Raw genomic sequence first — 17,952 nt, 5'->3', positions numbered from 1 at the left:
CGTGCTGAAGACCGAGTGCGTGCGCCGCGCCACCTTCGCGACCCGCGCCGACGCCGACCTCGCCCTGTTCGCCTACATCGACGGCTGGTACAACATGAAGTTCCACCCTGCGGTTGGACACTGTCCGTTTACGCCGCCAAGGCGTGACCTTGCTGGTGTCGCTGTCGGATCTCGAGTGGAGTGAGGTAGCCCCACTCGGGGTGTTTGCGCAGGCGCCTGCGGTTGTAGAAGGTTTCGATGAACGCGAAGACCTCCGCGCGGGCGGCGGCGCGGTCCGACCAGATCCGGGTGCCGATCTCCTCCTTCAACACGGCGAAGAAGCTCTCAGCGGCAGCGTTATCGTAACAGGAGCCGACTCGTCCCATCGACTGCCTCATGTCCAACTTGCTTATCTCGGTTCGGAATTCAGCCGACGTATATTCGCTTCCGCGGTCCGAGTGGAAAATGCAGCCGCGCTCCAGGCCGCCGCGGCCGGCCGCCATCCGAATCGCGGCCACCGGCAGCTCGGCGCGGTGGTGGTCGGCCATCGCGTACCCGACGACCTCGCGGGTGGCCAGATCGATGCAGGTGGCCAGGTAGAGCCAACCCTCCTCGGTCGGCAGACAGGTCATGTCGCCGACCAGCCGCACTCCGGGGCGGGGTGCGGTGAAGTCGCGCCCGATCAGGTCCGGGACGAACACCGGCTTGCGGGCCTGGCGGGTCAGGCCACGGCGCCGACGGCGGGTGACGCCCGTGATGCCGCGCTCGCGCATGATCCGCTCGACCTTCTTCCGGTTGACGGCGCGGCCCTGGCGGCGCAGTTCCGCGTGCACGCGCGGGACGCCGTAGGCGCCCCGGGAGGCGAGGTGGATCACGGTGATCTCGGCCGCGAGCAGTTCCTCCTCGCGCAGGCGGGCCCGGCGGGCGGCCTCGCCGGCCCGCCAGGCGTAGAACGAGGACCGGGAGATCCCCAGGACGGCACAGATCCGCTTGACGCCCCAGGCGCCGTGGTGGTCATCAACGAAACGGAAGCGGATCACCGTGTCGTCTCGGTCGCGAAATAGGCGGCCGCCTTGCGCAGGATCTCGATCGTCTTCTGCTGCTCGACGGTCTGGCGCCGCAGCCGGGTGAGCTCCTCGCGTTCGGCGCTGGTCAGCTCGCCCGGCCGGCCCTCGCCCCGGTCGGTCTTGTCCTGCTTGACCCAGCCCCGCAGCCCCTCCGGGCTGACCCCCAGTTCCCGGGCGATCTCGGTGACGTTCCGATGCGGCGAGGACCGGACGAGCGCGACCGCGTCCCGCTTGAACTCCGCCGTGTACCGCTTGGCCATGTTGCTCTTGATTCCCACCTGGTGCTGCTTCCTCCGGGCTTGCATCGCCCAGTCTCCAGGTGTCCAACCTCAAGGGGAAGCTTCACGTACCCGCTCCACCCACGCCTCCTACAACCCGCCCCGCACGCCGGCCACGGTCCGGTCCTCAGTCGCTGATGCGCCCGCTGGTGTCGCCGGGCCCGACCGGACGCTCCTGCGCGGAACTGACAAGGAGGTCGCCGCCGTCGGAACGCTTGGGAGTGAGGGTGAAAGAGACCCGGTGGGTACGCCCCCGGGAAAGCCCGGCCTCGGTCTCCGCCCCCACCGCCCACAGTTTGAACCCGGCCTTCGCCTTCGCGTCCGCGCGCAGCTCGACGTCGAACTCCATCTCCACCGGCCCCACCGCGAACACCACCTGCAGTCCCCGGCCTCGGCCGCCGCCTTCAGCAGCTCGTCGCGCACCGCCGCGACCGCGTCCGCCACACGCCCCCGGCAACGCGGCCGAGCCGGAGTGAGTCCCGTCCGTGGCCTCAGCGGGACTCACCCCCAGCCTCGTTTCCTCAAGGTCTGGTCCCCGGCCCGCTCTCCGGGCGGGGCCTACAGAGGTCGCGCGGGCGACCGATCACCAGAGCCCTTACTCCGCCAGGACCTGGTCTACTTCAAGGGCCAACCTCGCCGCCTTCTACCAGCAAACCGGGCGCACCGAAGAAGCCACCACCCTGCTGGAACGGGTGACCGCCGACCGCGAACGCATCCTCGGCCCCAACCACCCCGACACCCTCACCGCCCACGCCAACCTCGCCGTCTCCTACTACGAGGCCGGGCGCACCGAAGAAGCCATCGCCATCGAGGAACAGGTGGCCGCCGATGCCAAGCGCGTCCTCGGCCCCAACCACCCCCGCACCTTGGCTGCTATGGAGGTGCTTCAGCGCTGGCACGCGACCTGACCCCGTGGCGGCCCGGGGGTTCCCGTCACCGGGAGCGGTGGCGACCATCGGGGCAAACGCCGGGATCAGGGTGGGCTCGGCGGGCTGACGAGCCGTGCGGTGGAAGGGCAGATGCGGCGGCTTCGGGTGGCCGCGAAGCGGATGGTCACCGCCGGTGTGGTCGATGTTCCGGCCCGATTCCTGCCCGCGGCCCGTACCGGTTCGGCCCGTGCGCGGAGTGAGGCGTGATGGGCAAGGCCGGGTTGGGCGGCGGCATCGGCGTGATGGGCGGCATGGTGGCGTTGCTGAGCGGCGCCCCGTGGTTCGTCGTGATGTTGGCCCTCGTTGTGGTCGCGGTCCTGGTCGGGCTCCAGATCGTCATCCCTCAGGATTCCAAGCACAAGCTGGACTGGTGGAAGGACGGGCGCGACCGCAAGGAACGCCGCCAGGAACGCCGCGACGAGCGCCGTGAGGAACGGCGCCGCCTCCGGGAGGGGCCGCCCGTGACGCTCCCCGCACCCGCTCAGCCGGCTCTGGACGGCGTGCTACGCCCGGCCGGGCAGAGGGGGGCGGCGGTGATCAGGTACTGGCACGGCATGCCACCTGGCTGTTGCCGACTCGTGTCCGCGCCGTCGCCGGTGCCTGCGTTGAGGGCCAGGTGGTGGTCCGCACCGCGGTCCGGCCGCACCCATCGGCGCCTTCCTTCGGCTGGGGCGGGCCGGCGAGGTCCAACTCCCGGAACGTCGGTGGGCCGTGCTCCGCCTGGGTGCGCGGCCCGCTCGGTGCCGCGCCCCGGTCAGGGGGTGTCGCCGGCCCAGTCCCAGCGGGACGGGTCGGCGGGGCGGGTTCGTAGTGGGCACGGCCGCCGGCGCCGTACGCCGGTGGCCGTGCGCGGGCGATCCGGGAGCCGGGTCCCCACGAGCTGGCGGCTGGGGTCACAGATCGCTCAGGTGCTCACGGAAGACGGCTTCGAGCCCGGTGACGGTACGTTCGGTCAGGACCTCGTCGGACAGCCCGGCCTCCATGCCGGCCCTGGTGTTGAAGTCGACCCGGCCGTTCGCGGGCACGAGCTCCCGGATCAGCCAGGCGGCGAACTCCGCGGCAACGCCAGCGGTCGCGTTGCGCAGGGACAGACCCTCGTCACCCGAGACACCGGATCCGATGCCCTCGAAAGCCGCCCCGCCGATGGGGAAGTCGAACCACCAGTCGTTCTCGTCACTCGGACCGTAGGCGCCGCCGTCGGCCTTGGTGTGCACGAACGCCTCCTCACCCTCCCTGCGGCGCAGCGCCTGGGTGAAGGTGTCGAGGGTGAGGTTCCAGGTGGTGCCCGGGGTGGGGGTGAAGATGAAGAGGGTGCTGGTCTCACGGCCTCGAGCCGCCACTAACGGCCAAGGCGTCGTCCCGCTCACGTGAGCTGGGGACTGGGGTCCGGCCGATCCCAGCACCCGGGCTGGGGGGGTCAGGCGAGTGCGATCAGCCGGTACACCGGGTCCGGCCTAGGCCGGTCCTGGTCGGGCAGTGCGGCCAGGCCGCGCAGGATCCCGGCAATCTCGTCCCCGGTGGCTTCTCGGCTCCAGGGAAAGCTGCCAGCCGCGATGCGCTCGCTCCACTGACGCGGACTGCGCCCCTGGCCGGCCCCGACGAACCTCTCCTCGGCGACGGGTCGGATTCCTTGTCCCGCCGCCAGGTGAGCCACCCGGTCGAACTGGTCCGCCGCCCCCTGAACATATTTCCTGCGCACCGGCGCGGTCACGGCAGCCACATCACTGTCTACGTGGAAGGCCGCCTCGTCCTTGTCCACCGTGGTGACCACTACGCCTCCGCGACGGGTCACCCGAGCGGCCTCTGCCACAACCGGCCCCGCGTCGTTGAGAAGATGGAGCAACCAGATCAGAACCACTGCGTCAACCCGAGCGGTTCCGATGGGCAGACGTGCGGCATCCCCAAGCACGAGCGACCCGGGAAGCCGCCCCGCCGCCATACTCATCATCCCGGACGAGCGGTCGAGCCCGATAACCGTGCGGGCCGGGCGCAACAGCCGCCTGGTCACGATGCCGGTGCCACAGGCCACATCCACCACGGTCCGCGCGGTTTCCGGCAACAGCCGCTCAATCGCTTCCGCTGCTGCAGCGGCCCGCGCCTCGCCACCCCGGGAGGCGTCGTATGACTCCGCCTCAGAGTTGTAGTCGATCACCTGCGCCAACCTAGCGCAGGTCGCACCAGGCAACGCCGGTGGGGCCACGTGGTGCCACCTCCAGCCCAGACGGGTGACGGTCAGTCATACCGCTACGGGAGATGAACTGTCCGCCCACCCGGACGGGCCAGTGTCCGTGGACAGTGCGCCCGTGCCACGAGACCAGTGGGGTGTCCGGCGGGGTGTGGCGCAAGTGCCCTCGGTGTCCCGGCCCTTGGTGTCCGATGCGGAGGTCAGGTCCGGTCGGCGCGGCAGCGTGCGCACGTGCACGCCGGCCAGCCCTTGGACGGGTGGTAGGCGTCGGGGTCGCTGGGGGGCTCCGAGGCCACGTCGACCGGCGGCGTCCTGTCATAGCGGGTGCCGTCGGCACCAACGCGGTACGTGCCGATGCGCAGCCCGGGGCGCCGTTCGCCGCGCGGGGACGAAATCCGCCGAGGTGGCCTCGTTCCCGTCCCCAGCTCTGGCGGTCACCGGGCGCCATCCCGACGCCGCCGGCCCTCGGCGAGCCGACCCAGGACCAGCCCGCGGCGAGCAGCGCGGCCGAGGACGGCGGGTTCCGGCATCCCGGCCGCGACGGGCCGGGGCCTCACGCCGCGCTCCGGTTCGAGGCGGCGGCGGACGGGACGGGGCGGGGCGCACCGCTGGTGGGCGGTCCAGGGGTGCGGTCGGCGGGGCGGCGGTGTCGTCATGGGGTGCTCCGGCAAGGGTCGGGCGTGAGCGGCGGTCCGCCGTGTCCGGGGGTTTGCCACGGGGACCACCGCCGTCGGTGGCCGTCCACTCCCCGGCACCGAGAAACCGGGGAGCGGAGCCGGGCACGACGCTACGCAGCACCGCAGATGGGGGACAGTACCCGCACGTCTGCCCGGACGGCCGGTCAGGCCGGCCAGCGGGCGAGGACGTCGGCGACCTCGGGGACGTCCTGGTGGTGGCGCAGTGCGGCGTGGGCGGTGCGGGTGCGGTCGGCGGCGCGGGAGGAGGGGATGGCGGCCGCGGCGGCGAGCATCCGGTCGGCGACGGCGGCGGCTTCTTCGGGTTCGCCCGCGTCGAGCAGGGCCACCGTCAGCCATGACGAGTAGAGGGCGTATTCGCGGGCGTGGGTGGGGTCGTATTCAGCGAGGACGGTGCGCAGCAGGGGGACGGCGCGCAGGGGACGGTGGAGTTGGGTGTAGACGCGGGCGGCCATGACGTCGTGTTCGGCGCGGGTGACCCAGTACAGCCAGCGTCGGGGGTCGGTGTCGGCGGGGAGTTCGGCGTCGGCTTGGTCGACCTGGTCGAGGGTGGTGGCGACGGCGTCGAGGGCGGTGTGCTGGTCGCCGGCGAGGGCGGCGACCCAGGCGGTGCGGGAGGAGGTGAGGGAGCGGGCGCGCAGGGAGTGGTCCGTGGCGGCCTGCTGCTCGGCGGCGCGCAGCAGCTCGGCCGCGCGGGGCAGGTGGCCGCGGCCGGCCTCCCAGTAGGCCCAGGAGCCGAGGAGGTGGGAGGCGAGCGCGCCGTCGTGGGCCTGGCGGGCGGCGGCCAGGCCCCAACGGAACAGCGGCACTGGGTCCACCGCGCCGCCGGAGTCGGTGGCGGCCCACCCCGCGAGCTGCGCCAGCTCGCCGACCGCGACCAGCAGCCGGCGCCCGACGGCTTCGGTGTGGCAGGTCTGGTTGTGCAGGGCGACGGCCCGGTCGAGTTCGCCGACGACCTGGGCGACGAGGTCGCGTCCGGCGAGCAGGTCGTCGGCCAGGCGCAGCCCGTGGACGCGGCGCAGCAGCGCTTCGGCGTCGGCGGCGCCGAGGGTGCGGCCGGCGCTCGTGCCGCACGGCGAGAACTCGCCGTGCGGCGGGAGGGCGTCGGCGATCACCTCGGCCGCCGGGCGGGGTGCGGGCAGCACAGCCGCCCGGGCCGTCTTCGACGCGGCCCGGGCCCGGCGCAGCCGTGACTCGTCCAAGTCGAGGACGGCGGCCAGGTGCGGCAGGTAGTAGGCACCGGGGGTGCGGCCCTTGTACTCGGTCTCCCAGCGCCACACGTCGGTACGGGTCGGGCAACTGCCGCCCGCCGCCGCCAGGCGCCGGGCGACGTCCTCCTGCGACAGTCCCAGCTCCCGGCGGCGGGCGGCGATCAGCGCGCCGATCCGCTCGGCCCGCTGTCCGCCCTCGCCCACACCCACACCCCTGTCCTGTCCTGCTCCGCGGCCCCCGATGGGACCGTACCCGCCATGGACAACGCGCACAGGCCTGTCGGGGAGACCACCGCAGCGCTTCTACTTTTTGGACCCTCATTTGAGGGCCCAAAAGTAGAGTCCGAGGAGTCAGCCCCGGTCCTTCTCGTCGACCAGCGCGGAGATCAGCTTGCGCGCCGCCGCCCGGGTCAGCCGTTTGATCGCCGTCTGGGCCTTCTCCCGGGGGCCGCGCGGCTTGAGGTCGGTGCCCTTGACCGCCTTGACGTACTGGGCGTTGAACTCCTCCTTGCCGACCTGTTCGGCCAGGCTCATCAGGTACTTCACCTGGGCTGCGGTGGCCGGCTCGGTCTTCGCGGCCGCCGCTCGGGCGCGCCGCTCGGCGTAGTAGGCGTCGTTCTCCGCCTTGCGCCTGGCCTCGGACTCCTCGCTGCGGCACGTGACGCGCACCGTCTCGTACCAACCCTGGCCCACGACCCGTCCTTCGCCACCACCGCCCGGATCGAGCGCGCGCTGCGCCTGGCGCGGCGCCCCGGCGCGGCGGACGCGATGCTGGAGATCCTGACCGAGCTGGGCTCCTTGCGCGGCGCCCGCGGGGCCTGGCGCCGCTCGCTGCTCGCTGGGGTCGCCGCCCTGGGGCTGCCGGTCTGCGTGGTCTGGGGCGAGCACGACCGTGTCCTGCCCGCCGAGCACCTGGCGGCGGCCCGAGTGGCCCTCCCGAAGGCCCGTACCCGTCTGCTGCGCGCCGCCGGCCACCTGCCGCAGATCGAACGCGCGGAGGACTTCGCCGCCCTGGCCCTGGACTTCTGGGCCTGACCGGCACCGCGCGGCCCGGTGGCGCGGGCCGCCCGGTCAGGCGCGTCCTGGGGAGCCGGCGGACAGCCGCTGGGCGAGGTACACCGGGACGACGGAGAGCAGGACCAGCACCGCCGCCACGACGTCGACGACGGGGGCCTGGTTGGGCCGGGCCAGGTTGGCGTAGATCCACAGGGGCAGGGTCTGGACCCCCGGGCCGGCGGTGAAGGTGGTCACCACGATCTCGTCGAAGGAGAGCGCGAAGGCCAGCAGCCCGCCGGCCAGCAGCGCCGGCCGCAGGGCCGGGAAGGTGATGTGCCGGAAGGTCTGGAAGGTGTGCGCGCCGAGGTCGGCCGAGGCCTCCTCGGCCGAGGGCGACATCCGGCGCAGCCGGGCGACGACGTTGTTGAAGACCACGACGATGCAGAAGGTGGCGTGTCCGATCACGACGGTGAGCAGGCCGAAGCCGACTCCGGCCGGGCCGAGCACCGTGCGGAACGCGGCGTTGAGCGCGATGCCGGTGACGATGCCGGGCAGCGCGATCGGCAGGATCACCAGGAAGGACACCACCCGCCGTCCGAAGAACCGGTGGCGCTGGACCGCGAAGGCGGTCATGGTGCCCAGCACCAGCGCCACCCCGGTGGCGCCGGCGCCGGCCTTCAGCGAGGTGAGGAGCGCGTCACGGGCACCCTCGGACCGCCAGGCGCGCACCCACCACTCGGTGGTGAGCCCGCTCGGCGGCCAGGCGAAGGAGCGGTCCCGGTTGAGCGAGTTGAGCAGCACCAGCAGCAGCGGGAGGTAGATCACGGCGAGTCCGGCGGCCAGGGCCGCGCGCAGGGCGGCCCGGGTGCGGCGGGAGAGGTTCACGGGTGGTCCGGCCCCCTACAGCGAGTCCAGGGCGCCCGAGCGGCGCACGGCGAGGAGGTAGCCGACGATCAGCAGCACCGGGACGCAGGAGAGCGCGGCGGCCAGCGGCAGGTTCAGCGTCACGTTGTCGGCGATCGCGGTGCCCAGCACCTGGGTCTTGCCGCCGACGATCCGCACCGCGAGGTAGTCGCCCAGGCTCAGCGAGAAGGTGAGCACGGACCCGGCCAGCACGGCGGGCCCGACCTGCGGGAGGACCACCGAGCGGAAGGTCCGCCAGGCGGAGGCGCCCAGGTCGGCGGAGGCGTCGAGGAGGCTGGACGGCAGGTTCTCCAGCCCCGCGAAGACCGGCAGGATCATGTACGGCAGCCACAGGTAGGCCAGCACGAGGACGACCGCCGTCGTGCCGTAGCCGGGGCCGGTCAGTCCGAACGGGGCGGCCAGCCAGTCGAGGAAGCCGCCCTGGCCGAGGACCACCCGCCAGGCGTACGCCTTGACCAGGTAGCCGGCCCACAGGGGGGTCAGCACCGCGACCACCAGCAGCCGGCGGGTGCGCGGCCGGACGATCCGGGCCATGCAGAAGGCCATCGGGAACGCCACCACGGCGTCGACGACGGTGACCGCGGCGGCGATGCCGAGGGTGCGCAGTGCGATCGCCCGGTAGACCGGCTCGGTGAGGACGGTGGTGAAGTTGGCGGTGTTCCAGACCCGCACGACGTCGTAGGTGAAGCTGTCGACCGCCCAGAAGGCGGAGAGGAACAGGACGGCGAGCGAGCCCAGGTAGGCGAGCACCAGCCAGGCCATCGGCGCCGCCAGCAGCAGGGCCAGGCGCAGCCGGGCGTGCCGGTGCAGGACGGTGGCCGTCCGCCGGAGGCCGCCCCGCCGCAGGGGCGCGGCGGCCGCGTCGGTCGTCACCGGTCAGCCCCTGATCCCGGTCCAGGCGGCCGTCCAGGCGGCGTAGTCGGTGCAGGACGGCCCGCGCCCGTCCAGGCAGTCGCGGACGGGCGTGGTCCAGGAGTGGACGTTCTTCCAGTAGGCGTCGTCGGTGGCGTGGAAGACGGTGCAGAAGTTCTTGTCGGTGGTCTGGTCGCAGGCCTTGGCGTTGGCCGGGGCCTCGCCGAACCACTCGGCGACCTGCGCGTTGGCCTTCGGCGAGACGATCCAGTTCATCCACTGGTACGCGCAGTTGGGGTGGGCGGCCTTCGCCGACACCATCCAGGTGTCCGACCAGCCGGTCGCGCCCTCCTTCGGCAGCAGCGCCTGGACCGGCACCCGGTCGGCCTGCGCCAGGTTGGCGATCACCTGCCAGGTGGTGCCGACCACGGTGTCCCCGCTCCTGAAGGAGTTCTCGGCCTTCTGGTAGTCGCTCCAGTACTCGCCGACCGCCCTGTGCTGGAGCTTCAACAGCTCGACGGCCGCCGTGAGCTGGGCCTCGTCCAGGGCGTAGGGGTTCTTGATGCCCAGCTCCGGCCTGGTCGCCATCAGGTACAGCGCGGCGTCGGCGATGTAGATCGGGGAGTCGTAGGCGGTGACGTGGCCGGCGTGGGCCGGGGCGTCCTCGAAGACCGCGCGCCAGGAGTCGGGCGCCGGTGAGACCTTGTCGGTGCGGTACATCAGCAGGTTGGCGCCGCGGCCGTGCGGGATGCCGTACATCCGGCCGTTCACCGAGTTCCACGGCTGGTTCTTCAGGTTCTCGAAGACGTCCGCGTAGTTCGGCACCAGCGCGGTGTTGACGGGGGCGACGTCACCGGCCGCGATCAGCCGCAGCGTCGCGTCGCCGGAGGCCGAGACGGTGTCGTACTGGCCGGTCTTCATCAGCGAGACCATCTCGTCCGAGGTGCCGGCGATCTTGGTGTTGACCTTGCAGCCGGTCTGCTGCTCGAAAGGATGGACCCAGTCGACGTTCGGGTCGTTCGAACCGTCCTCCGCGTAGCCGGCCCAGGCGACCAGGTTGAGCCGGCCCTCGCCGGCGCCCAGGGACTGCGGTGTCGGCAGGTCCGGGGGGTTCAGTCCCTGGGCGCCGGTCGTCGCGCCGTTGCCGCCGCAGCCGGCGGCGAGCAGGAGGGCGGTCGCCGCGGCGGCCACGGCCCGGGCGATCGAGGAGGTGCGGGTGCGGGAGCGGAGGGACATGGCCTTGGTCCGATCTGGGGGTTCGGGGAAGGGGGACAGGGGCGTCGCAGAGCGGTGCGGTGGTGGTGCGGCGGTGCGGCGGCGGTGCGGCGGGCTACCCGGCGACGCGGACGGTGTGCTCGCGCCGCCAGGACAGGACGACCTCGGCGCCGCGGTGGCGCAGCACCTCGGCCGAGCCCTCCTCGACGTTCTGCCGCACGACCGTCAGCCGGCCGCCGGCCGCCAGGTCGACCAGGAACCGGGTGTGGCCGCCCGCGTAGACCACCTCGGCCACCCGGCCGGGTGCCGACAGCTCGCCGGGCCCGGCCGGATCGCCCGGCCGCGCCATCCGGATCTTCTCCGGCCGGACGCTGAACAGCCCGGCCTCGCCCACGACCTGCTCGGCCGCCGGACCGTCCAGCAGGTTGGAGGTGCCGACGAAGCCCGCCACGAAGGCCGTGGCCGGGCGCTCGTACACCTCGCCGGGCGGGCCGACCTGCTCGACGCGCCCGGCGTTGAACACCGCGACCCGGTCGCTCATCGTGAGCGCCTCGTCCTGGTCGTGGGTGACGAACACGAAGGTGATCCCGACCTCGCGCTGGATCCGCTTGAGCTCCGTCTGCATCTCGTGCCGCAGCTTCAGGTCGAGCGCGCCCAGCGGCTCGTCGAGCAGCAGCACCTTCGGCCGGTTCACCAGTGCCCTGGCGAGCGCCACCCGTTGGCGCTGTCCGCCGGAGAGCCGGTCCGGCCGGCGCGGCTCGAAGCCGTCGAGCCGGACCATCGCGAGCGCCGCGCGCACCCGCTGCGCCCGCTCGGCCCTGGGCACCCGGCGGACCATCAGGCCGTAGCCGACGTTCTGTCCGACCGTCATGTGCGGGAAGAGCGCGTAGTCCTGGAACACCGTGTTGACGTCCCGGTCGAAGGGCGGGAGGCCGGTGACGTCGGTCCCGCCCAGCAGGATCCGGCCGGCGGTGGGCGGCTCGAAGCCGGCGATCAGGCGCAGCACGGTGGTCTTCCCCGACCCCGACGGGCCGAGCACCGCGAAGAACTCGCCCTCGCCGATCTCCAGGTCCACGCCGTCGACGGCGCGGACCCGGCCGTCGAAGGTCTTCGCCAGGCCTTCGAGCCGGACCGCTGCGGAAGCGGCGGAAGCGGCGGAAGCGGCGGAAGCGGCGGAAGCGGTGGCCGGAGCGGTCCGGGGCGGACGGTCGTCGTTCCTCACGGCGGGCGGTCCTTCCGGCTCGGTGTCGGGTGCGTGGTCTCCATCGGCCGGCGTCGTGCCCGGCGTCGTGCCTGGACCGCATCCTCGACGGCCCGGGCCCGTCGGCGCCCGGAAACCGGGGCGCATTCACCCGATCCGGCCATCGACGCCCGCCCGCTGTGACGCCCGCCGTGCCCTGGTGTGCGGCGGGCCGCACACCAGGGCGGTCCCGGACGACCGTCAGCCGGCGACGACCCGGGCTTCGATCTTGGTGCGGTTGAGCTCGGCGTCGGCGATGTACACCGACAGGTCCACCGAGCCCCTGGTCCACGCCTGGTCGGCCGAGGCGGTGCTCACCGGAACGGTCACGGTGCCGCCCGCGCGCAGCATGCGGCTGCGCGCCGACGACAACGGCGACGTCACGGCCGTGGCCTGGCACGACGGCACCCGGCTGGAGGGCAAGGCCGCCCAGCGGTGGGCCACGCAGCAGGCCCTGGACCCGCTCACGGCCTGGCGCACGACGCCGGGCCGTGGCATCACCGCCCCCGCACGCGTCACCGGCCAGTACGGCACGATCCCGCCCTGGACCGGTGCCCTGCTCATGTCCTCCGAACGCGGCCCCGCCGTCGTGCAGCACCTGCGCGCCGCGTGCGAGCGCGGCGACGTCCGGGGACACGGTGCTGCGCCTGGCCGTCTCCGGCATCGCCGACGGCAACGATCACCGGACCACGGTCGTCGGCGTCCCGGCGGCGTCCGTGGCGATCGGCCGAGCCCGGCTCTGGCAGCGGGACGCGCGGCGGCGGGACCTGCTCGCGTGGGCGGCCGGCATGCCCGAGATGACCGTGCGGGCCATGCGCCACGGTGTGCGCACCGCGGGGCTGCCGGACCACCTCGCGGCGAACCTCACCGTCAATCCCGACGACGCGGCGTGGCGACGGCTGGTCGGCGACGTCGACCGCGCGCCCGACGACACCCTCTACGACTCCTGGCGCAGGCACCTGACCCAGGGTCTGGAGCGGTGCATGCACGCTCTGCCCCGCACGCCCCGCGGAACCGAGATCAAGGCCAAGATCCTCGCGGAGAACGAGCTGCGGCGACTGTCCGGCAAAGCCTACGTGCTCAAGTACACGGCCGGGTTCGCCAATACCACCGCCTCACGGCCAACCCGGGAGAAGCCGGCCGTCGGCCGACCTACACCGCCTGGGGCGAGAGCAAGACCCTGCCCCAATGGGCCGACGACGACCGATGCCTCGCGCTCCTGGCCACGCTGCGCCAACGGATGCGTTCCGAGGGCGCCGACTTGGAAGCCGCGCTCACCACTCCCAGCCAGAAGTCCGGGACCGCGGTTCGCGGGCGCTGACCGGCCGGCTGCCGGAGCCCGTCCGTACGCTGGGCCGGGTCGCTTGCCCACCGCGTTCCCACCCCGGGAGGACCTGGAGTCGCTGCCGATGCAGGACACCCGCGAGATCCGGGTGCTCGGCTTTCTGCCCGCCGACCGAGTCGACCCGATCCACTACCTCAAGAGCTACTACCTGACACCGTCCGGGCCGATGAACCAGCAGGTCACCGACAACCTCGACCGCATGATCAGCGAGCTGGAAGACGGCCGGGACGAACACGAGGAGACCGCTGATGCCGGCTGACAACGCGCACCTTGAGGACCGGGAACAGGCAACGGGCTGTGCCGGAAGGAGGGCGGTGCGGCCGGACTGTCGTTCAGCAGGCCAGGTTCTTCCGAATGCGCGCGAACTCCTTCCTCACCTCCCGGGTGTCGTCGCCGCCGGGGTTCCAGGGGAGGATCTAGGGGATCTTGGTGGACTGGCACTCTACGCCCGCCGTCCGTAGTGGTCTGTGAAACTCTCCGTGGCTGCCGGCGCGGTCACCTGCGCTGAAGCCGGGCGAACGGGTCCTGGCGGCCAGTGTCGCAGGGGCCAGGGTGCCGGTGCCGAAGCGCGCGTTGGCACGGTCGATGACGGGCTCCAGCGTCCTGGCGCTCTCGGTGGGCCGATCGAAGGTCAGCTGGACTGTTGCGGACTTCTGCTCGCGGAGGTCACCGGCGCGGGCGGTGACGGCGCGAACCCGGGCCCGTTGCAGGCCGAGCCGGGCGTGCAGGCCGTAGAGGGCGTCGCGCAGCGCCGGGCTGTGGCCGGTCGCCTCGGGCAGGGTGCGGGAGCGGGCGGCGTGGGAGCGGTCGGCGAAGGTCACCTGGAGCTCGACGGCACGGGCGGCCTGGCCGGCGGTTCGGAGCCGGGCGCCGAGGTCGGTGGCGAGCTGAAGCAGAGCTCGGCGGATCTCGTCGGGATCGAGGACGTCATGGTCGAAGCGGGTGATGGAGGAGATGGTCGCGGGCGGTCCGGAGGGGGTGACGGTGCGCCGGTCGGTGCCGTGGGCACGTTCGAGAAGCAGCCGGCTGGTGGCCGCGCCGGCGGTGCGCTGCACGGTGGCCGGCGGGAGGGCGGCGAGTTCACCGACGGTGCCGATGCCGTACCGGCGCAGCTTCTTCTCCAGCGCGGGGCCGATGCCGGGCAGGTGGCGCACGTCCTGGCAAGAAGGCGAGCTGCCGGGCCGGGTCGTCGGGCAGGACGTGGACGGTGCCGGGGGTTGCGGTGTAGGCCTTGCAGTTGACCGGGCCCTCGATCATCGGTGTCCCCGATTCGTCGACCAGGTCGAACCAGTAGGAGCCGGCCTCCTGGCGAACCAAGTGACCAGCCGTCGGGCCACTGCGTCGGCACCAGGCCCCACATGTCCGCGGCGGCCGCGTCCTGGACGTCAACGCCCAGGAGGGGGAAGGTCTCCGTGGTCTCGCCAGGCGGCGCCGCAGCGGCGGCAGGCCCTGCGCTGTGCGCAGGACGTTCTCCTGGTGGCGTTCGACGGCCCGGCCTCGGGCGGCGGCAACGGCCAGGGTCGGCGGGGTGATCAGCCAGACCAGGATTGACGCCAGAGGGAAGGCCGGCGGCCGGGAGGCGCCCGGAATGAGTCCCACCCCCGCGGGATCCCGCCAGATCGCCCGTCCCTCTGTTCATCGCCTCGGCCGACCCCTTTACTGTTTCTCCCTGCTCCTGCTGGCTGTCACGGGGAGTCATCGCGCACGAAAACCCGGTTCGCCGGCACAGGAGCCGATCACGGAGCACGTCCGACCTTCGCCCCGCTCGTCACACGAGGAGCCGCAGATGAAGAAGATCGCCGCTGTCCTGAGCACCGCCGCCCTGACCGCAACTGCCTTCCTCGCGCTGTCCCCCACCGCCCAGGCCACCACGAACGCTTCGTGCTACGGCAGTTCCTGTTACCACAAGGACCCGTCGAGCACCGGCTGCGGAAACGACGCGATCACCGCCAAGAGCGCGCGGGCCGCGGACGGCACCCTGGTGGAGCTCCGCTACAGCGCGACCTGTCGTGCCGCATGGGCCCGCATCAGCAACGCCCCCGTCGGCGCCGAAGCGTACGTCTCGAACACCGCGGGCCAGTCCGACAGTGTGAACGTCGCCTACGGGAGCGACGTCCACACCTCCATGGTGAACGACGTCAATATCCAGTCCCACGCGTGCTACGCGAAGAACTCCGGTTCGAACTTCTCCGCCTGCACGGGCTGGTACTGATTCCACACGTCGGCACGGTGATCGAGGCGTCGAGGTCGGCAGCGTAGCGCACCAGGGCGTCGTGGACCGGGTGCGCGCGGATCACCGGGCGCGGGTATGGACCGCCCTCGGATGCGGCGGCTGGGCCAGAGTGGCTGGTGGATGCCGTCGCTGGTCAGCACCACGAGTGGGACGGTGGTCTCTGTCTCCCGTACATCCGGGCACTCCGGGCAGAGCAGTCGCCGGTGGAGCGGTGTGAGTTCGTGGTCATGCGACCCAACGTAGCGACCTGGTGGTTAGCGCGAGTTGCCGTGGATGATCACCCGGCCGGGATAGTGGGCCTCCAGGTACGTGCGGGCCGCGGTGAGGTCGCCGACGACGCCGACGGTGGTGCGGCGGCCGTCCGGTGCGAGGTCCGTGCTGTAGACCTGGAAGCCGGGGCGGTCGAGCGCCTGGAGCTCGCCTTCGAGCTGGTAGTCGTGGCCGCGCCGGTAGACCAGGTCGGAGATGATCGCCCCTCGCACCACTCGGGTCTGGCCCGGCCAGCGCTGGTCGAGGGCGCGGCGGGCGGCGGCAAGGTCGCCGATCACCTCGACGGTCTGGACCGTCTCGCCGGGGCTGGCCCCGACCATGCTCACGTGCCAGGTCGCCGGGCCGACACCGGCCTGGTAGACCTGCTGCTGGAAGTCGGCCAGCGCCTGCCCCCGCAGCTCGTCGGGTTGGGCGGCGGCCGCGCCGCAGGCGACGGCCAGGCCAACGACGAGCAGGAGCCGGCTGGTGAGCGCAACGTCCACGGACGCGCCCCCCTTTCAGAGCCGGGCGATGGAGAAGTTGAACCTCACACGGTTCACAGGGCAGAGAATCCGAACCTGGACACCACAGGATTGAGTGGCGTGTAGTACCCGGTCGAGAAACAGTTTGTCGGAGTCGAGGTGCCGCTGCACGGGATCTTCGTGTCGGTCGCCCCGGCGATGATGACGCCGACCGGCGCCATGGAGTCGCCTTGCGGAAGCGCCACGGCCGGTCCCCCGCTGTCGCCCTGGGCGACGGCGATACCTCCGCTGCGGGACCTCACCTCGGTGGCGTTGGTGCGGCCGGACGGCGAGTGGACGCCGACGCGCGTGACCTCCAGCTCGCAGTGGAACCCGGACGTCGCCCCGCTGAAACAGGCGGACTGGCCCGGGTCCAGGCGCGCCGGACCGTACAGCGGGCGCGAGTCGCCGCTGTTCCAGGGGCCGCTGTAGAAGCGGGCCGCGGTGCTCTTGTCGGTGGTGATGACGGCGACGTCGAGGCCGTTGTCGTAGGCGGTGACCTCGCCCACGACGCGCTGCCCGGCGTAGACGTTCCCGCTGGTCTGGCAGTGGGCGGCGGTGAGCAGGACGCGCCGCTTGTCGACCCAGCCGGGGACGCCGGTGGAGCACCGGTCTTTGTCGCCCAGGGTGAGGTCGGCCCCTGCGTACCAGGGCGGGGCATCGCTCGTGCGGCCGCCCTGTGTGGGGGTCTCGGGTGAGCCGATCTGCGGGTGGACGGGGATGCCCGCGATCTGTGCGGCCCGGGCCTCGTAGTCGTGCACCGGTGCGTCGGCCAGCGCGAGGCGCTTGGTGGCCTTCGGCCGGTAGGTGAGCACGAGGCCGCTGCCGTCGTTGGCCGGGGAGATCGACGACCACTCCGCCGTGTCGTTGCCGACGGCGGCGATGAACCTGTTGACGGCCTGGTCCATCTCGGAGAGCGAGTAGGCGGCCGTCCGGTAGTGGACGTCGTAGTCGGGGCTCACCGGGCCGGTGGGGTCGTGAACAACGGCGTCGCGGGTGCGTGTGCGCCAGTTGTTCACGGCGCCGATGATCCGGGCGGGAACGGCCCCCTTCCAGAACAGGTCGAGGTAGTGCTCGTCGCCGTGGAACACGACCGAGGCGAATCCGCCGCCGACCTGCCCGGTGTCGACCAGCTGATGGATCTCGTCGGCGATGGGCACCAGGCGCTGCTCGTGGTGCTCGCGGCTCAGCAGGATCGCCGGAGCCATGCGGGCCTCGTCGGCGGCGCCCTGGGACCGTGTGACGGCGACGGATGCGGCGCCCAGGACCAGGACCGCTGCCGCGTACAGGAGTTTCGATCCGCGCATGGGGACACCATAGAGTGACCAGAACTCCTACACGGAGTTATCAGATCGTATGCGTTCCCGCAGCGCGAGCGAGTCGTACGGACGCCGCCGTTGTGCTGTGGTCAGCCTGTGGCTGGCAGCTCGTACACCATGATCGCGTAGAGCGGGGAGTCGATGAAGGGCCGGTGCTCGCCGACCTTGCGGTAGCCCCAGGACTCGTACAGCGCCTGGATCTTGGGGCGGGCGGTGTCGACGGACAGGACAGCCATCGCTTCCGTCCGGCCGGCCAGGAGCTCCTGGTGGAGCTGCTGGGACAGACCCTGCTTCCGCCACCGGGGTCGGATCATCAGCTCGGACACGCCGAAGGTCGCGGAGCGCTCGGGGACCGGGCGGTGCCAGTACAGAGTCAGCCGGCCCTGCTGCGGGTCGATGGTGTGTCCGGCGTAGCCCGGGACCGTCGCGCGCTCGTGCTCCGGCACCCCGGTGATGGCGTCGGCGAGCCGGTCGAGGTCCGCTTGGCGGCGGAGCACCTCGTCGGGGGCTACCTCGCGGTGCGCGTCGAGCCCGGGCGGCGGTGTGGCCGCTCGGGCCGGCATCGCGGTGAGGAGGGTGAGCAGGGCCCCGACGGCGGCCGTCCTGCTGGTGCGCATTCACCTAGGGCCTGTTTCAGAAGTGGATCAAGGTCGTGAGATGATCACGTTCCATGGCTCGGGGAGATCTGACGGACGCCCAATGGGCGGTGCTGGA

General features: G+C 72.3%; 21 protein-coding genes. 5 read left to right on the top strand and 16 right to left on the bottom strand.

Translation table 11 applies throughout. The annotated features are described in order from the left end of the window. Position 1 precedes the first annotated feature (1 nt). Entirely contained in the window at positions 2 to 184 is a 183-nt protein-coding gene (locus ACZ55U_RS36825) for an IS3 family transposase (protein WP_465533589.1), read from the top strand. On the opposite strand, the gene ACZ55U_RS36820 is transcribed toward ACZ55U_RS36825, so the two are convergent. The 3 genes from ACZ55U_RS36820 to ACZ55U_RS36810 all read right to left on the bottom strand — a co-directional run bounded on the left by ACZ55U_RS36820 (position 129) and on the right by ACZ55U_RS36810 (position 1,700). Next, complete coding sequence (locus ACZ55U_RS36820; RefSeq protein ID WP_465533587.1) at positions 129 to 1,019, bottom strand: IS3 family transposase; 891 nt, start codon at positions 1,017 to 1,019, stop codon at positions 129 to 131. The two genes, ACZ55U_RS36825 and ACZ55U_RS36820, sit on opposite strands and share 56 nt — an antisense overlap. Continuing rightward, complete coding sequence (locus ACZ55U_RS36815; protein WP_401107231.1) at positions 1,016 to 1,324, bottom strand: transposase; 309 nt, start codon at positions 1,322 to 1,324, stop codon at positions 1,016 to 1,018. The genes ACZ55U_RS36820 and ACZ55U_RS36815 overlap by 4 nt, the downstream gene beginning before the upstream one ends. 127 nt (positions 1,325 to 1,451) lie before the next feature. After that, positions 1,452 to 1,700, bottom strand: a complete 249-nt coding sequence (locus ACZ55U_RS36810; protein WP_465533585.1) for a trypco2 family protein — start codon at positions 1,698 to 1,700, stop codon at positions 1,452 to 1,454. 109 nt (positions 1,701 to 1,809) lie between these two features. Between ACZ55U_RS36810 and ACZ55U_RS36805 the strand changes: the two genes are divergently transcribed. Next, positions 1,810 to 2,232: a tetratricopeptide repeat protein gene (locus tag ACZ55U_RS36805; protein ID WP_465533583.1), complete on the top strand. Its 423-nt coding sequence runs from the start codon at positions 1,810 to 1,812 to the stop codon at positions 2,230 to 2,232. Positions 2,233 to 3,146: 914 nt separating this feature from the next. Here the strand turns inward: ACZ55U_RS36805 and ACZ55U_RS36800 are convergent. The 4 genes from ACZ55U_RS36800 to ACZ55U_RS36785 form a co-directional block, all read right to left on the bottom strand. Further along, positions 3,147 to 3,593 carry a hypothetical protein gene (locus ACZ55U_RS36800; protein WP_465533581.1) on the bottom strand — a complete coding sequence of 149 codons (447 nt, stop codon included), beginning with the start codon at positions 3,591 to 3,593 and terminating at the stop codon, positions 3,147 to 3,149. A gap of 77 nt (positions 3,594 to 3,670) precedes the next feature. Next, on the bottom strand, positions 3,671 to 4,405 hold the full coding sequence (locus ACZ55U_RS36795) for a class I SAM-dependent methyltransferase (RefSeq protein ID WP_465533579.1): 735 nt from the start codon (positions 4,403 to 4,405) through the stop codon (positions 3,671 to 3,673). Between the two features lie 874 nt (positions 4,406 to 5,279). Continuing rightward, positions 5,280 to 6,554 carry a transcriptional regulator gene (locus tag ACZ55U_RS36790; RefSeq protein WP_465533577.1) on the bottom strand — a complete coding sequence of 425 codons (1,275 nt, stop codon included), beginning with the start codon at positions 6,552 to 6,554 and terminating at the stop codon, positions 5,280 to 5,282. Between the two features lie 141 nt (positions 6,555 to 6,695). Then, on the bottom strand, positions 6,696 to 7,037 hold the full coding sequence (locus ACZ55U_RS36785; protein WP_465533575.1) for a hypothetical protein: 342 nt from the start codon (positions 7,035 to 7,037) through the stop codon (positions 6,696 to 6,698). Positions 7,038 to 7,112: 75 nt separating this feature from the next. Here ACZ55U_RS36785 and ACZ55U_RS36780 point away from each other — a divergent pair, with 75 nt between their 5' ends. Beyond that, entirely contained in the window at positions 7,113 to 7,379 is a 267-nt protein-coding gene (locus ACZ55U_RS36780; protein WP_465533573.1) for a hypothetical protein, read from the top strand. Between the two features lie 36 nt (positions 7,380 to 7,415). Here ACZ55U_RS36780 and ACZ55U_RS36775 read toward each other — a convergent pair whose 3' ends face one another. The 5 genes from ACZ55U_RS36775 to ACZ55U_RS36755 all read right to left on the bottom strand — a co-directional run bounded on the left by ACZ55U_RS36775 (position 7,416) and on the right by ACZ55U_RS36755 (position 12,135). Beyond that, positions 7,416 to 8,225 carry an ABC transporter permease gene (locus ACZ55U_RS36775; protein ID WP_465533571.1) on the bottom strand — a complete coding sequence of 270 codons (810 nt, stop codon included), beginning with the start codon at positions 8,223 to 8,225 and terminating at the stop codon, positions 7,416 to 7,418. Between the two features lie 15 nt (positions 8,226 to 8,240). Next, positions 8,241 to 9,137, bottom strand: coding sequence for an ABC transporter permease (locus ACZ55U_RS36770; protein WP_465533569.1), 897 nt, complete (start codon positions 9,135 to 9,137; stop codon positions 8,241 to 8,243). 3 nt (positions 9,138 to 9,140) lie between these two features. After that, complete coding sequence (locus ACZ55U_RS36765) at positions 9,141 to 10,352, bottom strand: ABC transporter substrate-binding protein (RefSeq protein ID WP_465533567.1); 1,212 nt, start codon at positions 10,350 to 10,352, stop codon at positions 9,141 to 9,143. A 94-nt stretch (positions 10,353 to 10,446) separates the two neighbouring features. Continuing rightward, positions 10,447 to 11,448 carry an ABC transporter ATP-binding protein gene (locus ACZ55U_RS36760; protein WP_465533591.1) on the bottom strand — a complete coding sequence of 334 codons (1,002 nt, stop codon included), beginning with the start codon at positions 11,446 to 11,448 and terminating at the stop codon, positions 10,447 to 10,449. Positions 11,449 to 11,772: 324 nt separating this feature from the next. Then, a complete protein-coding gene (locus tag ACZ55U_RS36755) occupies positions 11,773 to 12,135 on the bottom strand; it encodes a hypothetical protein (RefSeq protein WP_465533565.1) in 363 nt (120 codons plus the stop codon). Positions 12,136 to 12,209: 74 nt separating this feature from the next. Between ACZ55U_RS36755 and ACZ55U_RS36750 the strand changes: the two genes are divergently transcribed. Further along, positions 12,210 to 13,175, top strand: coding sequence for a Ku protein (locus ACZ55U_RS36750; RefSeq protein ID WP_465533563.1), 966 nt, complete (start codon positions 12,210 to 12,212; stop codon positions 13,173 to 13,175). Between the two features lie 157 nt (positions 13,176 to 13,332). On the opposite strand, the gene ACZ55U_RS36745 is transcribed toward ACZ55U_RS36750, so the two are convergent. Next, positions 13,333 to 14,070 carry a DNA polymerase Y family protein gene (locus ACZ55U_RS36745; protein WP_465533561.1) on the bottom strand — a complete coding sequence of 246 codons (738 nt, stop codon included), beginning with the start codon at positions 14,068 to 14,070 and terminating at the stop codon, positions 13,333 to 13,335. 632 nt (positions 14,071 to 14,702) lie between these two features. On the opposite strand from ACZ55U_RS36745, the gene ACZ55U_RS36740 reads away from it, so the two are divergent. Further along, positions 14,703 to 15,128: a DUF2690 domain-containing protein gene (locus ACZ55U_RS36740; protein WP_465533559.1), complete on the top strand. Its 426-nt coding sequence runs from the start codon at positions 14,703 to 14,705 to the stop codon at positions 15,126 to 15,128. Between the two features lie 275 nt (positions 15,129 to 15,403). Here ACZ55U_RS36740 and ACZ55U_RS36735 read toward each other — a convergent pair whose 3' ends face one another. From ACZ55U_RS36735 to ACZ55U_RS36725, 3 genes are all read right to left on the bottom strand, one after another. Further along, a complete protein-coding gene (locus tag ACZ55U_RS36735) occupies positions 15,404 to 15,901 on the bottom strand; it encodes a hypothetical protein (protein WP_465533557.1) in 498 nt (165 codons plus the stop codon). A 53-nt stretch (positions 15,902 to 15,954) separates the two neighbouring features. Then, the gene (locus ACZ55U_RS36730; RefSeq protein WP_465533555.1) at positions 15,955 to 17,226 is read right to left on the bottom strand and encodes a trypsin-like serine protease; all 1,272 of its coding nucleotides are present in this window, start codon (positions 17,224 to 17,226) and stop codon (positions 15,955 to 15,957) included. 101 nt (positions 17,227 to 17,327) lie between these two features. Continuing rightward, complete coding sequence (locus ACZ55U_RS36725) at positions 17,328 to 17,855, bottom strand: GNAT family N-acetyltransferase (RefSeq protein ID WP_465533553.1); 528 nt, start codon at positions 17,853 to 17,855, stop codon at positions 17,328 to 17,330. Positions 17,856 to 17,952 lie beyond the last annotated feature (97 nt).

The organism is Kitasatospora sp. NPDC034533, assembly GCF_055575155.1.
The sequence above is the reverse complement of the archived record's forward strand: the minus strand, read 5'-3'. Positions and strand labels throughout refer to the sequence as shown.

Excerpts from the sequence above, each read along its gene's own strand:
- ACZ55U_RS36765 (WP_465533567.1), bottom strand. The coding sequence starts at position 10,352 with ATGTCCCTCCGCTCCCGCACCCGCACCTCCTCGATCGCCCGGGCCGTG.
- ACZ55U_RS36725 (WP_465533553.1), bottom strand. The coding sequence starts at position 17,855 with ATGCGCACCAGCAGGACGGCCGCCGTCGGGGCCCTGCTCACCCTCCTC.
- ACZ55U_RS36740 (WP_465533559.1), top strand. The coding sequence starts at position 14,703 with ATGAAGAAGATCGCCGCTGTCCTGAGCACCGCCGCCCTGACCGCAACT.
- ACZ55U_RS36780 (WP_465533573.1), top strand. The coding sequence starts at position 7,113 with ATGCTGGAGATCCTGACCGAGCTGGGCTCCTTGCGCGGCGCCCGCGGG.
- ACZ55U_RS36730 (WP_465533555.1), bottom strand. The coding sequence starts at position 17,226 with ATGCGCGGATCGAAACTCCTGTACGCGGCAGCGGTCCTGGTCCTGGGC.
- ACZ55U_RS36755 (WP_465533565.1), bottom strand. The coding sequence starts at position 12,135 with ATGAGCAGGGCACCGGTCCAGGGCGGGATCGTGCCGTACTGGCCGGTG.